We start from the raw sequence: 15,989 nt of genomic DNA on the forward strand, positions 1-15,989 counted from the left end.
AAGCTTTTACCGTCAACGAGCCCGTGTAGGTATAATTTGGTCGGGAATTTAGGATAATAAAGCAGCATGCAAAGACTTTTCCGGGGAGGTAATGAAAATGAGAAAAGCATTGTTCACCGCACTTGGCATGGGAGCCGCTTATCTGATGCGCAACAAAAGCGCCCGTCAACGGCTGATGTCGCAAATCCAGTCGTTCGCCGGAAGAAACAGAACGCCGCGATAAAAGACGATGGCAGGGCAAAAATCCCCTTTGATCTTCGGATCATAGGGGATTTATCCTGTTCCGCGTTACGGTTATCGCGCGTTGGGAAATATCCGCTGCACCATCTCATTAAATTCATCAACAAAACCGGCAACCGGCCTTCCTTGCCGCACATCTCTCACGTACGTATTGATTCGGTCGACAAAATCCGGATTGGTCGATACATATACATTTTGAATGCTCGGATCCGTTTCCCTCACTTTGGCGGCGATTTGATCTTCGATTTTCCGGCTGAGCCGATCCCGGGTATCATCCAATACCGCGGCAACATAAGCATTGCGTTGCGTGACCAGCACATTGGCTTGTTCTACTGCTGGAATTGCCGCTATTTTTTCCGCCGCTCGATCCGCAACTCGAATGCGATCATTCGCATTGTTCGTATTCGCTTGCTGCCGGACCGTTCCTTGCTGCTTTACGCCATCATTGTCACCGTTGTTGCCGCCATTGTTGCCGCATCCCGTTGCAAGGACCGGAAGCATCGCGAGCGTTACGGCAATAACCATCTTCGTGAATACTTTGGTTGTCAGTGTCATCTTCTCCTTGTATGCCAAGTTTAGGTGCCCATTTTATTTTCCCATTGGGTTTCCCATCTTATTCACACTGCTATCGAGTCAGTAACGGTTTGACTTCATCAATGACCTTTTCCAGGTTTTTTGAACATTCCCGGTACATCCGTTTCACTTTTTGCTGTTTCGTCGAGAGGGCAAACATTTCAAGATCCGCTTCGCATTTCTTCAAGGTTGCGAGGAGAGCGGCTTTCTTCTGCGGCTCAGGCACTTTGATCTGGTCATCGAACAAATCGACATATAACTGGCCATAAGAATCGACCTGACCGAGAAATACGTTCTCAATCGCAACGCCCAATTTTTCCAGTTCCGCATCCAGCCACTCCCGGTTTAAACCAATCGTCGCAAGCGGCTCGTCCATGATTTGCCCATCCATGATGACCGTTTGAGGCTCTTGTTCGGGTGAGACTTTAATGCCCAAATGTTTGGGGGTTAACGGCTGGTTTTCTTTCGTTAACAGAACGTTGATGTCGCCGCTTGGTTCCATGACGGCAAATTCGACGTCGGCCGCTTTGAACACCTTCTTGGTTCGCAGCTGCTCCATGAGTTCATCCGTGGTAAGCCGTTCCTTTTTCAAGTTATCTTCCATAATCTTGCCATCCTTGATGAGTACGGTTGCTTTGCTGTCTAGGATGTCCCTTACCGTCTTGCTTTTTAACTGTAAGAATTCCATCCCCAAGGTAACACCGACCCAAACCGCCATCGAAACAAGGCCCAGATACCAGGTGGCCTCCAAGTCTAACGATACGTAAGCGGCGAGGCTGCCGATCGTGATCCCGGTGATGTATTCGAACAAGGAGAGCTGGGACACCTGCCGTTTACCCAACAGCTTCGTCATCGCAAAGAGAACAGCAACAGCTAAAAGTGTTCGCCACGCAATTTCCAACCATTCCGGCATGACTGTTTCCTTCTTTCCAATTTGCAATTGTGAACAGAAGTAAAGATACCCCCTCTCCTTACGATTCATACATGACCCTGTTAAAATTTGCTGAACGGTAATTGTACGCCGGCTGACCTCTTCGTTTGTATGGCTGCATCTGAACCGTATGTTTTGGGGGAGAGGCGGAAATATTAAACCGGGTTGGAGGGAGGTGAATCGAATGACCGTTGCTTCTCAAGTCAAAACCTGCGTAGCTTCTTTGAAAAGCGCTCAAGCTAGTCTGGAGCAGTTTGCTTTAGAAACACAAAATCAAGAAGCGAAAACGCTTTTTTCCAGCGCAGCGCAACAAACCGCGCAAATCCTTCAGGACGTGGAAAATCGCGTTCAGCAATTGGAGAATGAAGAACCGCAATATAAAGGTTTTTAAAAAGTCGGACAGCCAAGCTTTAGAAAATAAAACACTGACAACCCCAACCGTCCTCGGTTGGGGTTGTCAGTGTTTTTATTTGCCTGGAATTGTTTTCTTGAGCGGTTGGGACAACGGTTATGTCAAACCCCGTATGCACACATCACGGCTTGGGCATTGTATGGGATAAACAAGGGAGGAATGACAATTGATGTGGCTTCTATGGCTGTATCTAATCAATACGCTTTTTATGCTCATCGTCGCGATCCGGGAGGTGCGCAGGCCGGCCAAGGCTTTGTGCTGGCTAGCCATCTGCCTCATTTTTCCTGTCCTAGGATTCGGTCTGTATGTCAGCACAACAAATCCCGTGCGCATTCGTCGGGAACGGTTAATGTCCCCGGACAATATGTCGGACACGCTGCCCGATTCGTTCAGCCGTTCAGCTACGATCATCGCTCATGCTTTGCGGCGTTTCACCGTGAACGGCCTTCGAACGGGCCGAGTTCAGGTGCTTATCAACGGCATTGAAACCTATCAGGCACTTATCGAATCCATCCGGGATGCGAAAAGAACGATTGACGTGGAATATTTCTTATACCGGGATGACCAAATCGGCAGAAGGATCACGGATCTGCTGATCCAACGGGCCATGGCCGGTGTGCGGGTCCGCTTTATGAAAGACGGCTGGGGAAGCCGGCAATTTCCGCGAACCCAGATCATTCGGATGCTGGATGCGGGCATTGACTGCCGTACGGTTTTTCCCGTGCGCTTCCCTTGGGTGCTGTCCATTTGGAATTACCGGGATCATTGTAAAGTGGTCGTGATCGACGGAAAGGAAGCTTTTACAGGCGGAATCAACATCGGATATGAGTATACCGGATTGAAACCGAACGTTGGGTTCTGGCGCGACACCCATATGCGAATTTCAGGTGAGGCTGCAGATGATTTGCAGGCTGTCTTCGACGCCCATTGGAATACCGCTTCGCCGGAACGGAAGAAAACGCGGGCACGCCGGAACACAAAAGCCGTAGGGCCGTTAAAGCCTGTTGAGGGCGCAAATCAACGCATCGCTCCACCGGGCAAGGCTGTTGTTATCGGAGGTTTGGCAGAATGGGCAACTGAATTGGGTGCCATGAATGACACCGGCGTTGACACCGTCCCGATCGCAAAGATGTCCCGGGAAGCGTACGTACAAACATTTGAAGGGAACCCTGGAATTCCTACTCCAATCATCCGGGAGGTCTACTTCATTTGCCTGACGCAAGCGGCCCAATCCCTTGACATCACCACCCCCTATTTTGTGCCCGAGGCAGATGTCATCATGGCGTTAAAGACTGCCGCGGCACGCGGTGTGCGAGTGAGATTGCTGGTCCCGCGCCGTTCGGATCAAAAAATAGCGGACCTTGCCGGCCGCACCTACTTCGGAGAACTGTTGGAAGCCGGTGTCGATATCTACATGTACAACAAAGGCATGTTGCATGCGAAGGTGATGGTCATGGATGGGGAAATTTCCAACGTAGGCTCCTCAAACTATGATTTGAGAAGTTTTCGTCTGGAGTACAATGCGTGCGAAATGCTGTATAGTACCGAAGTGGCGCAGGAACTGACGGAGCAATTCGAACGCGATCTCACTGATTCCGTGCAGTTGCGCATCGAGGATTTGCTGCAGCGCTCCCTTCCACAGCGAATTATTGAGCAAAGTGCGCGCCTGCTGTCCCCCATGCTGTAGCCTCGTTTAAAACGATGCAAGAAGACTGCTGCTCCTGTTTCAATCGGACAAGCTCGCAACAGGTTCTTTTACACGGGAAGCAAAGAAAACGATAACCATGATGCAGATACCTGTAATAAGCAGCAGCGCGCCGATTTCCCGGGCATAAAAATACAAGTCTCCTCCCCTGAAGGCCATGCCTCTTAAGATTTTATTCAACCACGTCATCGGCAAAGGCAAAGCGGTGAGCTGGAAAAAGTACGGGAAAATCGCGGGTGCAATCTGAACGCCGGTCACCAAAAACGACGGATACAGGATCACATTCGTTCGAAGCGCCATTTTCGCGCGATCCCGCGCCGACCATCCGATTACCATACCCAGGAACGACATTGCGGTCGTATATGCGAATAAAGGAATAATGAACCAATAGGGCTCCGCGACAAACCGCATGCCTCCAACCTGCTTCAGCAAACCATAGCTCAGAAGCAACGAGACGCAAGTCAGGAAGGAATAGGGAAGCATCCGCATCAGCAGGCCGATCGGCCTTTGGGCTTCCTCCTCCAGCCTTCCTTCCTGGCGCAGCCTTGGAACGACCGAACCGGCGGCAGTCGTTGTAATCATCAGAGCTACGATATTGACGAACCCGAGAACCATAAAGCCGATGAACGACGAAGTCGGATTGTATAACAGCCTTTGCTGAAGAGAAATCGGCGTTACAAGGCCCGAAACCCGGTTATCGGGAAGCCCCATCGTTCTTAATGCCGCGGTGGATGCCGTAATATTTTCCGTCATTACGACCTCCTGAATCGCGCTTCGGATGTTCGTCAAGGCCGACGGCATCGTGTTATCCATTTCGATTCCGATCGTTGCCGGTTTACCGGCGATCCGCAACTGCTCTAATCCGGCGGGCAGGTAGATAACGGCCGTATAATCTTCATCGGCCAACAGATCATCGGGGTCCTTCATATTCGCATAAATACCGGCCACATTCATATACTGCGAGGCGTCGATTTTCTCGATGAGCTGCCGGGCATATGCCGTATGATCCTGATCAATGACCGCGACCCGCGCTTCACTGAGCTGGTTGTTCGAGAACATGGAGCCGAAAAAAGCCGCCGCGATAAGCGGAGAGAGAATTATTGACCGCCAGTAGGAGCCTTGTGTAACGAAACGCCATTCATCAAGGAGCGAGTTCATCGAGATCCACCTCCGCAGTCAAGCCTGGCAGCAACGTCCCTTCTTCCGTCTGCTCCAGTTCTACTCTAACCTGGAACATGGCGATATCGGACAATCCTCTTTCGCGGCTCATGCGCAGAGAAGCAAATTGCGGAGCCGGCGACACGCGTTTGATTACGCCTTCCCGGCGCTCATCCAACGCGGGAAAGGCAAGCGGAATCGATTCGCCTTCCCGGAACCTTTCAATATCCTCCTCGTTTATGTACAAATCCATGAAGAAACGTTCGTTCTGTACAATCGCTACAGGCGTCCCCGTTGCGATGAAGTCTCCTTTACGAACCAACACGTTAATTACTTTACCCTCCGCTTGGGACAAAATGTTCATGCGCCCCTTTTGTCGTTCAAGCGTTTGAAGCTGCAGTTGCAGCTGCTTTTGCTGACTTCCCTGCTGTTCGCCCGTCTGCTCCAGCCCCGCCTCCAACTGCCGGATCTGCAGCTCAAGGTCGGCGGCATCCATGGATGCGATCCGGTCCCCCGTCTTCACAGCCGTGCCGGCGTCCGCGTTTATTTCGGCAACCGTACCGGGAATTCCTTGATACAGAACGGTCCATTGTTCGGCCTGCAAGATCCCCGCTTTCGTTCTCTCCGCTACCGATACCGCATCTTTGCCGTTCGCCAGCAGCAGCCATCCCCCCGTGATCAGCAGCACGGCAACTACGGCTGCAATAACCTTTTGTTTGCTCATCTTCTTCCCAGCTCCTTTTATATTATAAACATCATAAATATTATTATCATCATATTCAGCTGCCGTCAAGAGCCGGCTTGTTGTTTCCATTTGCTTGACTAAAAAATATGATGATTATAATATATATGATGATGCCATAAGAAACCGGGTGATTAAGATGCCTTACACGACATCGCACAAAATGAAGGTCCGCAAAAAAATATTGGACAGCGCGGCGCACGAGTTTCGCACCAACGGAATTAAAGAAGTAAGCGTCCCGCGCCTAATGAACGGAGCGGGTCTGACGCATGGCGGATTTTACGCGCACTTCAAAAACAAGGACCAACTGGTGGCCGAAGTATGCAGTAAGGCGATTGAGGATACGATCGATCGTCTTCAGCAGATCGCGATGAACAACGGCGACCCGGCAGGACTGCAGGCCGTAGTCGAGTTTTATTTAAGCGATTCGCATCGCGATCATCCCGACGAAGGATGCATCATTCCATCGCTTGCGGGAGAAATATCCCGCTCCTCCGACGACATCCGTGAGGTGTTCACGGAAGAAATCCGGCGTTTCATTTCGTTTCTCACTAGCCTTGGAACGATCAGCCGGGACCAAGGTGCGGCCTTTCTCTCCACCATGGTCGGATCCCTCTTGCTATCTCGTTCGGTGTCCGACCCGGATCTGAGCCGGAACATTCTCAGCTCTTGCAAAACACTGATCACGAAAGAAATTCTGTCCGTTCAAACGGCTAAGTGAGCCCAATCAGAATGAACAATCCTGCAGTAAACGAGATCACAAATAAAGAGCTGGAACAGCTGCCTCCGAGCCTGTCCCAACTCTTTCACGAGATCCGTCAGCCCGGAGAGCTCCGCGCTCACCCTTTTACCGAACCGGCCGTGATGCCTTCGATAAATTTCCGCTGGAAAATGACGTACACGATAATAATCGGCACGACCGCGATCGTCACGCCGGCCGCAACAAGCGACTGGTTGGTCGTATATTCGCCGGAAAAATACATCAAGCCGAGCGGCAGCGTGCGGTAGGTATCTTCGTAAACGAACAACAGCGGCAGCAAAAATTCGTTCCACGACGCGGCGAACTCGAACACGAGCAGCGACGTGACGGCCGGCACCATAAGGGGCAGCATGATGTACAGAAACGTTTTGAAGTCGCCGCAGCCGTCGATTTTGGCGGAGTCCATCATATCGTCCGGTATATCGCGGAAAAATGCCCTCATCATGAAGATCGCGAACGGCATCGCAAGTCCTAAGCTGGGAATGATGAGCGCCCAATACGTATTGATCAAGCCCAAATTCTGCATCGTGTAATAGAGCGGAATGACCATGGCCTGAATCGGGACCATCATGCCGATCAGAATAAAATAGAACAACGGGTCTCTGCCCGGAAACTTCAATTTCCCGAACGCGTAGCCCGCCAGGGTAGCAAGCACCAGGATGGCGAATACGCGCGGCACCGCAACGATCACGCTGTTCACGAAATATCGCTTCATTTTGCCGACCGTCCAGGCTTCTATAATATTGTCCAAGGTGATCGCCTTCGGCAGGGCGAAGGGATTGCTGTTCAGCTCCGCCGCATCCTTGAGCGCAACCATCACAAACCAGAAAATCGGCAGTACGGAAATAATCAGAAATACAATCAAGATGGCGTACAGTGTCATTGCCTTCAGACGTTCCCCATGAGCCACTGCGACCCCTCCTATCCCTGATGTTCGGCGAAGCGGATATAAACGATCGAACAACCGGCGATGATGACGGCCAGCGCAATCGAGATGGCCGACCCGTAGCCGATATCGTTCATTTGAAACGCCTGCGTATACATATAAGTGGCGATAACATCCGAGGAATGGAACGGCCCGCCTTTCGTCATCAGAAAAATGATATCGAACACTTTAAACGAGCCGATCAGCGAATTGAGCACGAGCAGCGTGATCGTATTTCGCAGCAGCGGGACCGTAATTCTGAAAAAGGTTTGCAGCACATTGGCGCCTTCGATGCGGGCCACCTCGTAGTAGCTTCTGTCGATTCCCTGGATGGCCGCCAAAAAGACGACCATGCAGAAGCCGTAATACGTCCAACTCCCTGCCACGATCAGCGAGGGGAGCACCGTATTCTCGTTGCCGAGCCACGGCTTGGCGAGCGAATCGAGCCCAAGCATCCGGAAAAACACGTTGACGACCCCGAAATCCGGGTGGTAGATCCAGTTCCAGACGATGCCGACGGCGACCAGCGACAGGACGGCCGGCATGAAATACGTAACCCGGAACACCACCTTGCGCTTTACCAGATGCGAGGAGAGCATGACCGCCAGGATGAGGCCCGCGCCGACCGGAAGGACGATGGTGGATACGATCCAGAATATATTATGGAGGAGCGAACGCCAAAACAGCGGGTCGCCCGCCATCCGCGCGTAGTTGTCAAAGCCTACGAAATCCATGACCGGGCTTGCGCCGTCCCAGCTGTAAAAACTGAACTGCACCGTCCGGAAAATGGGGATCACCATAAATACCAGATAAAAAAACAGCGCGGGAACGATAAACAGCACCGGCTTGAATCGCTTGAATTTGTTGATGAAGGCCATACCTCAACCCACATCCTTCCGATGGAATAAAAGAAAGGCAGCGGTACGGCCCGGAGCCTGCCGCCGCTGCCTGCTGTCGCCCGTCAATAATTGCCTGCCGCGATTTCTTCTTCGAGCGCCTGCTGCTTGAGTTTCACCACTTCGGCGCCGGTTTTCTTGCCGGCAATCAGCTCCTGCATCGCGTTTTGCGTAATGCTGTTCACCTTTTGCGGCATCAGCACGTCAATATTGTAGGAGAGTCCCGCAGACGTATTGGCCATCGCCACCACCTCTTTAAAGAGCGGGTTGACGTTCAAGGTGGCAACGTCGATCTCCAACGGCGGGATTTTGCTGTTCTCGTACCAGTTCTTCGCGTTTTCTTCCTTGAACATGAAATCGAGGAACTTGACGGTTTCCTCCGGAACCTTCGTTTTGCCCGACACGACCATGGCGCCTCCGATGCCGCCCGGCGCGGTCAACGGCAGCTCCGGCTTGACGGACGGCAGGATGAAAAAGCCGACGTTGTCCTTCATATTTTCCACCATGCCTCCGACCATCCAGGTGCCTGTTATCCGCATGGCCGCCTTGCCCGAGTAGAACTCTTTGTTGCCGTCATCGTAAGATACGGAAAGCGGATTCGGAGATACATAGCCGTCCTTGATTAACTGATAGAACGTATCCAGCGCTTCCGCAAAAATCGGTTGGTCGAAGCTTGCCTTCTTCTCCAATACCTCCGTAATTTTATCTTTTCCCGCCACGGCCGTGTAGAACACGCTTTCCAGGTGGAAAGCGGGCCACTGGTCTTTATCGTCGAAGGAAATCGCGGTCAGCCCTTTTTCCTTCGCCTTTCGGGCAATTTCAAGAAATTGCTCATACGTCGTCGGCACCTGTACCCCGAGCTCCTGGAATATTTTCTTATTGTAGTAAACGCCGATCAGTTCGATCTCATTGCCGATGCCGTACATCTTGCCGTCAAAGGTGACGCGTTCGTTCACCCACGCCGGGAATCTTTCCCGCCACCCGTAGTTATCGGCATATTCGCTCAGGTCCAGTGCCAATCCTGATTTCGCAAGCACGCCCAAATAGCCGGGACCCGCGTCGTAGTTGAAAATGTCCGGCCCCTTGCCGCTCGTGAGCGCCGGCTTGATCGTCGTGCGGATGTCGTCGTTCTTCATCTTCGTGCGTTTGACCTTGATGCCGGGGTTCTGTTCCTCGAACTTGGCCACGATGCCGTCGAGCACTTTCGAGGTAGCCGGGTCGGTAAAATTATCCCACATCGTGACGGTAACGGTTCCGCCTGAAGGCTTGTTACCGGCGTTGCCGGACGTTTCGTTCGCTGTCCCGGAGGCGCCGTCGTCGCCGGCGTTGCCGGAGCCGGCAGGGGCTTTGGCCGAGCAGGCCGACAGTATCAACAGGACCAGCACACATACAGAGACAATCTTCAACGATTTGTTTCGCATTGCAATCCCCCTCGTTCATTGATTTGAGCTTAATACGGCGGCGAAGCGGCTGCGCCTTTCAGACAAGCTTTCATAATCTGCAGCGAGTCGCGAAGACTGTCCCTCCTTTCCCCGTCCAAGCGGCATTCCAGCGAAAGAAACCCGTTATATCCCTTCTCCTTCAGAAACGTCAGAAGTCTTGAAAAATCGACATGCCCTTTGCCCGGCTGGAACCGGTTGCTGTCGGACAAGTGATAATAACCGATTTCGGAATAATGCTTTACCACGCTGGCCAGCGGATCGCTTTCTTCAATGTTCATATGATACGTGTCCACCATGACGCGAACGCGATCGCTGCCCACCATACCGGCAAGCGCGGCTGCCTTGTCGGCCGTATTGACCATGTGATCCTCATAGCGGTTAAGAGGTTCCAGATAGAAGGTCACGCCGCAGGCTTCGGCCCCTTCCGCTATACGCTGAAGCGAGTCCGTCAGCGCCTGGTCGTCCTCATCCCTGCTGCGCGGCGCCGTGTAGGGCGGCAGATTCGCGGTAAACATGCCGTAGGCCGCCGGCGCGATCAGCCCGCCTCCTCCCAGGGCTGCGATTTGCCGGAGCGAAGCTTTGATATCCTCCACCGCCTGCAGCCGCTTGTCTTTCTCGAAGTCGCCGATCCAGTGCGCATAGCCTCCGCACACGGCGGAGACGGGAATACCCGCCGCCTGGCTCGCGGCATGGATGGCGCCGGTCGCTTCATCGTCGAGGGGCTTGCCGAAAAACGTGATCTCCACACCGTCGTATCCCAACTCCATGGCGGTTCGAAACGCTTGCCTGTAATCTCCGCCGTGCTGCAGCAAACTGTCCTGCAAGGCAAATTTCATTTTTTGCATCCTCCCGTCGACTCTTATGCGTGCTGCATTTTTTTATAAATGGAACGGTACTCCAAGGGCGATACGCGGATATACGATTTGAACAACCGTGAGAAATGCTGGATTTCATTAAAGCCGAGCAGCTCCGATATTTCGGTGACCGACAGCTCCGTCGTCTGCAGCAGCGTTTGCGCCTTGCGGATTTTCAGTTCCTTTTGGGTCTGAATAGGAGATTTGCCGAACAGTTCCTTAAACCGGTTGCAAATATAGGTCGGATGCATATGCATTTCCGCGGCCAGCTGCTGCAGGGAGAGCGGACGTTCCGGATGCCGGACGATTTTCGCCAAAACATCGATAAAGTTTTCCGAAGGCGTGTCGATAAAGGCATCCTCTTCGGAAATCGCGTTGTCGAGCAGTATGTAGAGCAGTTCCATCGCTTTTGCTTGCTTGAGGACGGTCGAGGGCAGTATTTTGGCATCTTGCGTGGAATCCATAAACTGCTGGAACACGTACTCGAATTGATCGTTATTCTTGAGCTTGAACGTTTGGGGAATATGAAAAAGCTGCAGCACATCGACCAGATTGGCGATTTTGTAGTCGAAATGCCACCACAAGAACACGGTCGCCTCGGGCGTGCATTTGTAATGGTCGTGCTCGACGTTCGGAGGTATGTAAACGACCGTGCCGGGCCCGATGTGGTGAACCGTATCGTCGATGCGCAGCTTCGCCTCGCCCGTCTTGTGGTAAGACATGATCGCATAGGGCACGCAGCGGCCGAACTGCTTCATTTCGGTACGGGTATGCGTATCGAATTCCAGCACCTTCAATTCCGCATGGCCAAGCAGAAACTTGAGCTGATCCAAGCTATCGCACTCCTCCCGACTACTGACATTCGTCACACCAGCTTGACGCCTAATTTGATGCTTCGCTCGGGATGCCGATCCACATAGCTCTCGTAGCCGTCCGGCGACTCCTCAAACGGAATGACCGGCGAGATGATTTCATCGCAATCGATAAGCCCTTTCTTCAACATGTCCCAGCAGACGGCCTCGATGCGGCGCCAGCTCCAGCGCGGATGATCCGGATTCGGCTCGCTGCAGGCACGGGAGAAAACGATCCTGGCATTGTTGAAGTGCGCTTCCCTGCCCCAGTCCATGCCGCCCTTGAACGGTCTTGCCCAGCCGACGTACGCGATCGTTCCGCCGTAGGCAAGGCCGCGCAGCGATTGCTGCAGGGCGAATTCGTTCGCGCTCGTCTCGATGATCACATCGACGCCAAGCCTGTTCGTCGCTTTCTTCAGCTCCAGGCCGACATCGTCGGCGGTCGGGTCGAACGCGGCATCGGCTCCCGCCCGGAGGGCGGCTTCCCGTCTGCCGGCAATCGGATCGACTACCGCAACGTAACCTGCGCCGGCCCGTTTAGCCATCTGCGCGGCGATTTGGCCGATCGCGCCGAGCCCGAATACGGCGACCGCATCGCCGGCCCGCAGATGACTGTCGCGAATGCCTCCCAGCGCGAATTGCGCCGGATCGAAGCAGACGGCATTTTTCCACGACATGCCGTCCGGCATTTTCAGCAAATAATAGTTGTCGACCGCCTTCACGATATGCTCCTCGCGGATGCCGCCGTAGCCGCACACCCGGTCGCCCACGGCATAATCGCGCACCTGGCTTCCCGCTTCGGAGATAACGCCGACCCACTGATTGCCGAGATTCCATTTGCCGAAATTGCCGTGGCTTTCCACTTTGTTCGTTCTCGGGAGAAAAGCGAGCCACGCCTCATCGTAATACTCGTTGATATGGGGGCTTTCATTGCGGAACGCCGCCAATTCAGAGCCATGCTTCGGCGAGGCATACTCGACCCGGACTCTCACTTCATCCGGTTGAATCGCCCTCGTTTCGACCTCCAGCAACGCCGCTTTTCGGGGCGCAACGGCTACCAGCTGCTTCATCCTGTTTTTCCTCCGTCCTGTGTGTATCGTAGGCATTGAACGATTTAAGCGCTTACATTTATTATAATACGGGATGGACGAATTGAGATTGGTTTTGATACATCCGTTTTTATCATTTTTACAGGTCGAATGAACCCGGCAGGGCGTGGCGGAACAACGATACGCCGGGACACAAAACCGCCGCTCACTTCCTTAGTGAGCGGCGGCAGCATAGGCGTTCATGTTTATGGCCGGCATGCGATGCGCGTGTCCTTCGTCCGGCTTGAGGCTACGATTTTGTTGCCGCATCTTTGACGATCATCATTCCCCTGTACATTCCCATTTGGCAGGTGAACGAGAAGCTTCCCGCTTTGTTCGGCAGCAGATCAACCGCCACTTTCTGGCCGACCGGAAGCATCATGCTTTTCTGGAAGTCAGGGAAGACCACCATTTCGGAGCAAGCCGATTTTTCCTCTCTTAGAAATTCAAGCCGTACCGGTTTTCCGCTTTGCACGACAATCGTGTCGGGTGTATATCCTCCTTTGACGAGGATGCGCGCCACCTGGTAACCGGAGGTATTGATTTCCGCCCGGCTGCCTCCTTTTTTCGGTCCCCAGAAGAACCAGGAAATCAACGCGATCAGTAATAGCCCGGTCAACGTCACGATCCATTGCGAAATACTCATGCTCAACCCTCCCTTAATTTAAACTTGCGCAGTCTGTTCGCGTTGGCCACGACGGTCAGGGAACTGAAAGCCATGGCTGCCGCGGCGATCAGCGGGGAAAGCAGCAGTCCCAAGAACGGGTACAGGATGCCCATGGCGACCGGAAGACCCAGCGCGTTGTAGATGAAAGCCCCAAACAGATTCTGGTACACATTTTTCATGGTGGCGCGGCTGATCTGGATCGCGTGGACCACACCGTTCAAATTACCCTTCATCAACGTGATGTCGCTGGCTTCAATGGCCACGTCTGTGCCCGTGCCGATGGCAATACCGACGTCCGCTTGGGTAAGCGCCGGGGCGTCGTTAATGCCGTCCCCGACCATCGCCACCTTTTTGCCTTCATTCTGCAGCCGCAGTACGTGCTCGGCTTTATGCTGGGGCAGCACATCGGCAAGGACGCGATCGATGCCGACCTGCTTGGCGATTGCCCGGGCCGTACGCTCGTTGTCGCCCGTAATCATCACGACCTCCAGCCCCATATTCTTCATCCGTTTAATCGCTTGCGCCGAATCCTTCTTCACGGTATCCGCCACTGCAATAATGCCTGCCGCTTTTCCGTCCGCCGCCAAATACATCGGCGTTTTTCCCTCATCGGCCAAACGGCTGGCATGATTTTGCAAGCCGGACAGCTCGATTCCTTCCTGCTTCATGAATTTAAGGTTTCCGAACAGCACGCGGCGCCCGTCGATCCAGCCTTCCACGCCGTGTCCCGCAACCGCATTGAATCCATTTACTTTCGTAAGGCTGATCTCGCGTTGTTTCGCTCCCTCCAGAATCGCGCCGGCAAGGGGATGCTCCGATCCCTGCTCAATAGACGCGCCGAGCTGCAATATTTCAGATTCCTGCAACTGCCCGACCGCGATAATATCGGTTAACATCGGCTTTCCTTCGGTAATCGTTCCCGTCTTGTCAAGGACGACGGTGTGCAGCTTTTCCGCAATTTGAAGCGCCTCGCCCGAGCGGATGAGAATGCCGTTTTCGGCTCCTTTTCCAATGCCTGTCGTCAAAGACATCGGCGTTGCCAATCCAAGCGCGCACGGGCAAGCAATGATCAGGACCGTAACGGCGACGATAATGGCATAGATGATCGGCGGCTGCGGACCGAGATTGAACCATAGCACAAATCCCAATATGGCCAATATCATTACGCCCGGTGTAAAAACCGACGAAACCCGGTCGACGACCTTCTGGATCGGGATGCGCGACCCCTGCGCCTGCCTGACCATTTCCACGATGTTGGCCAGAGCCGTTTCTTTCTGCGCCTTGGTCACTTTGAACATGAAGCTCCCCGTTTTGTTTAAAGTGCCGCCGAACACTTCATGATCCATTTCTTTGAACACGGGCAGGGATTCGCCGGTAAGCATCGATTCATCCACCGATGAGGAGCCTTCCACCACCACGCCGTCAAGCGCAATTTTTTCGCCTGGCCGCACAACGATGACATCTCCAACGACCACCTCTTCGATCGGCAATTGGATCTCCGCCCCGTCACGGAGCACAGCCGCTTTTTTCGGCTGGAGCTCAATGAGTCTCTTGATGGCCTCTGAAGATTTCCCTTTGGCTTTGACTTCCAAAGCCATTCCTAGTACGACGAGAGCGGTGACTACGGCTGTAACATCGTAATAGATTTCCGCCATGTCCGGGTTCGGGAACATGGAAGGCCACAGCAGCGCAACGGTTGAATAAAGCCAGGCTGCCCCGATTCCGACTGCGATCAAGGTGTGCATGTTGGCGGAACGATGCTTCAGGCCCTCCCACAATCCTTGAAAAAACTGGCTTCCGCTCCAGAACATAACGGGGATGGCCAATATCCCGATAAGCACTCGCGCCCACCATAAGCTGCTGCTGCCTACGGGAAGCCAGTCTCTGATTCCCGGAAACCAGTACGGATAAGATACCAGAATCGTGGGAATCGACACCGCGGCGGCAAACCACCATTTGTTCATTAAAGTCCTATACTCCGAAAATTCCGTTTCTTCCTGCGCCGCTTCCGGTTCGTTCAAATTTCCGCCATGAGCGCGAGCCATCTCTGTGTGCTGATGCATACGTTTCCCTTCCTTCTAAAATGACGTTATTGATGATGGCTTAATCGTAAAAAACAAAGCTGAGCCGCTTCTGAGACCAATCTTAGAAAATGATAAGGATTAATACGAAAAAAAAGACCGCCAAGATGTCGACGCTCTTTCCTCGTTGATCCTAATTGTGTATTCATGGCAGTTTCGTGACTATAATGACTTGATGCGCTCCGGCGTGTTAAATCTTAAAAGCACCCATTAACGGCATGATCGTTCTAACCATTTGGAGTCCGAAACTGATGGTCGGCCACATTTGTCTGACCATCCCGAAGAAACCGCCGCCGCCAGGCCCCGGCCCCGCCACCGGTTGCCTCCCTCCTGCCGCCCCCGCAGCGAATGGATTGAAAGCGCCGGCCGGGCTTCCTGCAGGCGGATTGAATGCTTGGCCGCCGCCGAAAATCGATTGCAATAAGCCGCTGACTTGGGCTGGGCCTTTGGAGCGGCCGGAACCACTCATCTTTTCGCCGCCTTTCGCGCCGGACAGGATCAACTCGTCGTTATCGATACCTTCAACGATCCCCACATAATAGCTCCCGTCATTGAGGACCACGCAAACCGGATGACCGATCCAATGTCTTGCTTTTTCGGGCGTAATTCCTTTTTTTCTGTGAAAATAAAACCGCACGCTTGATCGAGTCTCGTCTTTGAAAAG

General features: G+C 53.2%; 17 protein-coding genes. 4 read left to right on the plus strand and 13 right to left on the minus strand.

Annotated elements, in window-relative coordinates; genetic code table 11:
• Window positions 1-97 precede the first annotated feature (97 nt).
• Entirely contained in the window at window positions 98-223 is a 126-nt protein-coding gene (locus RWM61_RS18625; RefSeq protein WP_314003602.1) for a hypothetical protein, read from the plus strand.
• Window positions 224-294: 71 nt separating this feature from the next.
• On the opposite strand, the gene RWM61_RS18630 is transcribed toward RWM61_RS18625, so the two are convergent.
• Together RWM61_RS18630 and RWM61_RS18635 are read right to left on the minus strand one after the other, a co-directional pair.
• Window positions 295-813: a YhcN/YlaJ family sporulation lipoprotein gene (locus RWM61_RS18630; RefSeq protein WP_314003605.1), complete on the minus strand. Its 519-nt coding sequence runs from the start codon at window positions 811-813 to the stop codon at window positions 295-297.
• Window positions 814-865: 52 nt separating this feature from the next.
• Complete coding sequence (locus tag RWM61_RS18635; protein ID WP_314003607.1) at window positions 866-1,726, minus strand: DUF421 domain-containing protein; 861 nt, start codon at window positions 1,724-1,726, stop codon at window positions 866-868.
• Window positions 1,727-1,928: 202 nt separating this feature from the next.
• Here RWM61_RS18635 and RWM61_RS18640 point away from each other — a divergent pair, with 202 nt between their 5' ends.
• Both RWM61_RS18640 and RWM61_RS18645 read left to right on the plus strand, forming a co-directional pair.
• The gene (locus RWM61_RS18640) at window positions 1,929-2,135 is read left to right on the plus strand and encodes a DUF1657 domain-containing protein (RefSeq protein WP_314003609.1); all 207 of its coding nucleotides are present in this window, start codon (window positions 1,929-1,931) and stop codon (window positions 2,133-2,135) included.
• Between the two features lie 187 nt (window positions 2,136-2,322).
• Window positions 2,323-3,843, plus strand: coding sequence for a phospholipase D-like domain-containing protein (locus tag RWM61_RS18645; RefSeq protein ID WP_314003611.1), 1,521 nt, complete (start codon window positions 2,323-2,325; stop codon window positions 3,841-3,843).
• A 39-nt stretch (window positions 3,844-3,882) separates the two neighbouring features.
• Here the strand turns inward: RWM61_RS18645 and RWM61_RS18650 are convergent, their stop codons facing one another.
• The gene (locus RWM61_RS18650) at window positions 3,883-5,019 is read right to left on the minus strand and encodes an ABC transporter permease (RefSeq protein ID WP_314003613.1); all 1,137 of its coding nucleotides are present in this window, start codon (window positions 5,017-5,019) and stop codon (window positions 3,883-3,885) included.
• Window positions 5,003-5,743: an HlyD family efflux transporter periplasmic adaptor subunit gene (locus RWM61_RS18655; RefSeq protein WP_314003615.1), complete on the minus strand. Its 741-nt coding sequence runs from the start codon at window positions 5,741-5,743 to the stop codon at window positions 5,003-5,005. Before RWM61_RS18655 ends, RWM61_RS18650 begins: the two co-directional genes overlap by 17 nt.
• 157 nt (window positions 5,744-5,900) lie before the next feature.
• Here RWM61_RS18655 and RWM61_RS18660 point away from each other — a divergent pair, with 157 nt between their 5' ends.
• Window positions 5,901-6,482: a TetR/AcrR family transcriptional regulator gene (locus RWM61_RS18660; RefSeq protein WP_314003617.1), complete on the plus strand. Its 582-nt coding sequence runs from the start codon at window positions 5,901-5,903 to the stop codon at window positions 6,480-6,482.
• A 118-nt stretch (window positions 6,483-6,600) separates the two neighbouring features.
• Here RWM61_RS18660 and RWM61_RS18665 read toward each other — a convergent pair whose 3' ends face one another.
• From RWM61_RS18665 to RWM61_RS18705, 9 genes are all read right to left on the minus strand, one after another.
• Window positions 6,601-7,431, minus strand: a complete 831-nt coding sequence (locus tag RWM61_RS18665) for a carbohydrate ABC transporter permease (protein WP_314003619.1) — start codon at window positions 7,429-7,431, stop codon at window positions 6,601-6,603.
• Between the two features lie 11 nt (window positions 7,432-7,442).
• On the minus strand, window positions 7,443-8,324 hold the full coding sequence (locus tag RWM61_RS18670) for a sugar ABC transporter permease (protein WP_314003621.1): 882 nt from the start codon (window positions 8,322-8,324) through the stop codon (window positions 7,443-7,445).
• An 83-nt stretch (window positions 8,325-8,407) separates the two neighbouring features.
• Entirely contained in the window at window positions 8,408-9,763 is a 1,356-nt protein-coding gene (locus RWM61_RS18675; RefSeq protein WP_314003623.1) for an extracellular solute-binding protein, read from the minus strand.
• Between the two features lie 29 nt (window positions 9,764-9,792).
• Window positions 9,793-10,620: a sugar phosphate isomerase/epimerase family protein gene (locus RWM61_RS18680; protein WP_314003625.1), complete on the minus strand. Its 828-nt coding sequence runs from the start codon at window positions 10,618-10,620 to the stop codon at window positions 9,793-9,795.
• A 23-nt stretch (window positions 10,621-10,643) separates the two neighbouring features.
• Window positions 10,644-11,471, minus strand: a complete 828-nt coding sequence (locus RWM61_RS18685) for an AraC family transcriptional regulator (protein WP_314003627.1) — start codon at window positions 11,469-11,471, stop codon at window positions 10,644-10,646.
• A gap of 32 nt (window positions 11,472-11,503) precedes the next feature.
• On the minus strand, window positions 11,504-12,559 hold the full coding sequence (locus RWM61_RS18690) for a zinc-binding dehydrogenase (protein WP_314003629.1): 1,056 nt from the start codon (window positions 12,557-12,559) through the stop codon (window positions 11,504-11,506).
• 268 nt (window positions 12,560-12,827) lie between these two features.
• A complete protein-coding gene (locus tag RWM61_RS18695) occupies window positions 12,828-13,223 on the minus strand; it encodes a cupredoxin domain-containing protein (RefSeq protein WP_314003631.1) in 396 nt (131 codons plus the stop codon).
• 2 nt (window positions 13,224-13,225) lie between these two features.
• A complete protein-coding gene (locus tag RWM61_RS18700; protein ID WP_314003633.1) occupies window positions 13,226-15,208 on the minus strand; it encodes a copper-translocating P-type ATPase in 1,983 nt (660 codons plus the stop codon).
• A gap of 307 nt (window positions 15,209-15,515) precedes the next feature.
• Window positions 15,516-15,989: hypothetical protein (locus RWM61_RS18705; protein ID WP_314003635.1), on the minus strand; the 474-nt coding region annotated here is incomplete at its 5' end.

The organism is uncultured Paenibacillus sp., assembly GCF_963515335.1.
Taxonomy (GTDB): Bacteria; Bacillota; Bacilli; order Paenibacillales; family Paenibacillaceae; genus Paenibacillus_I.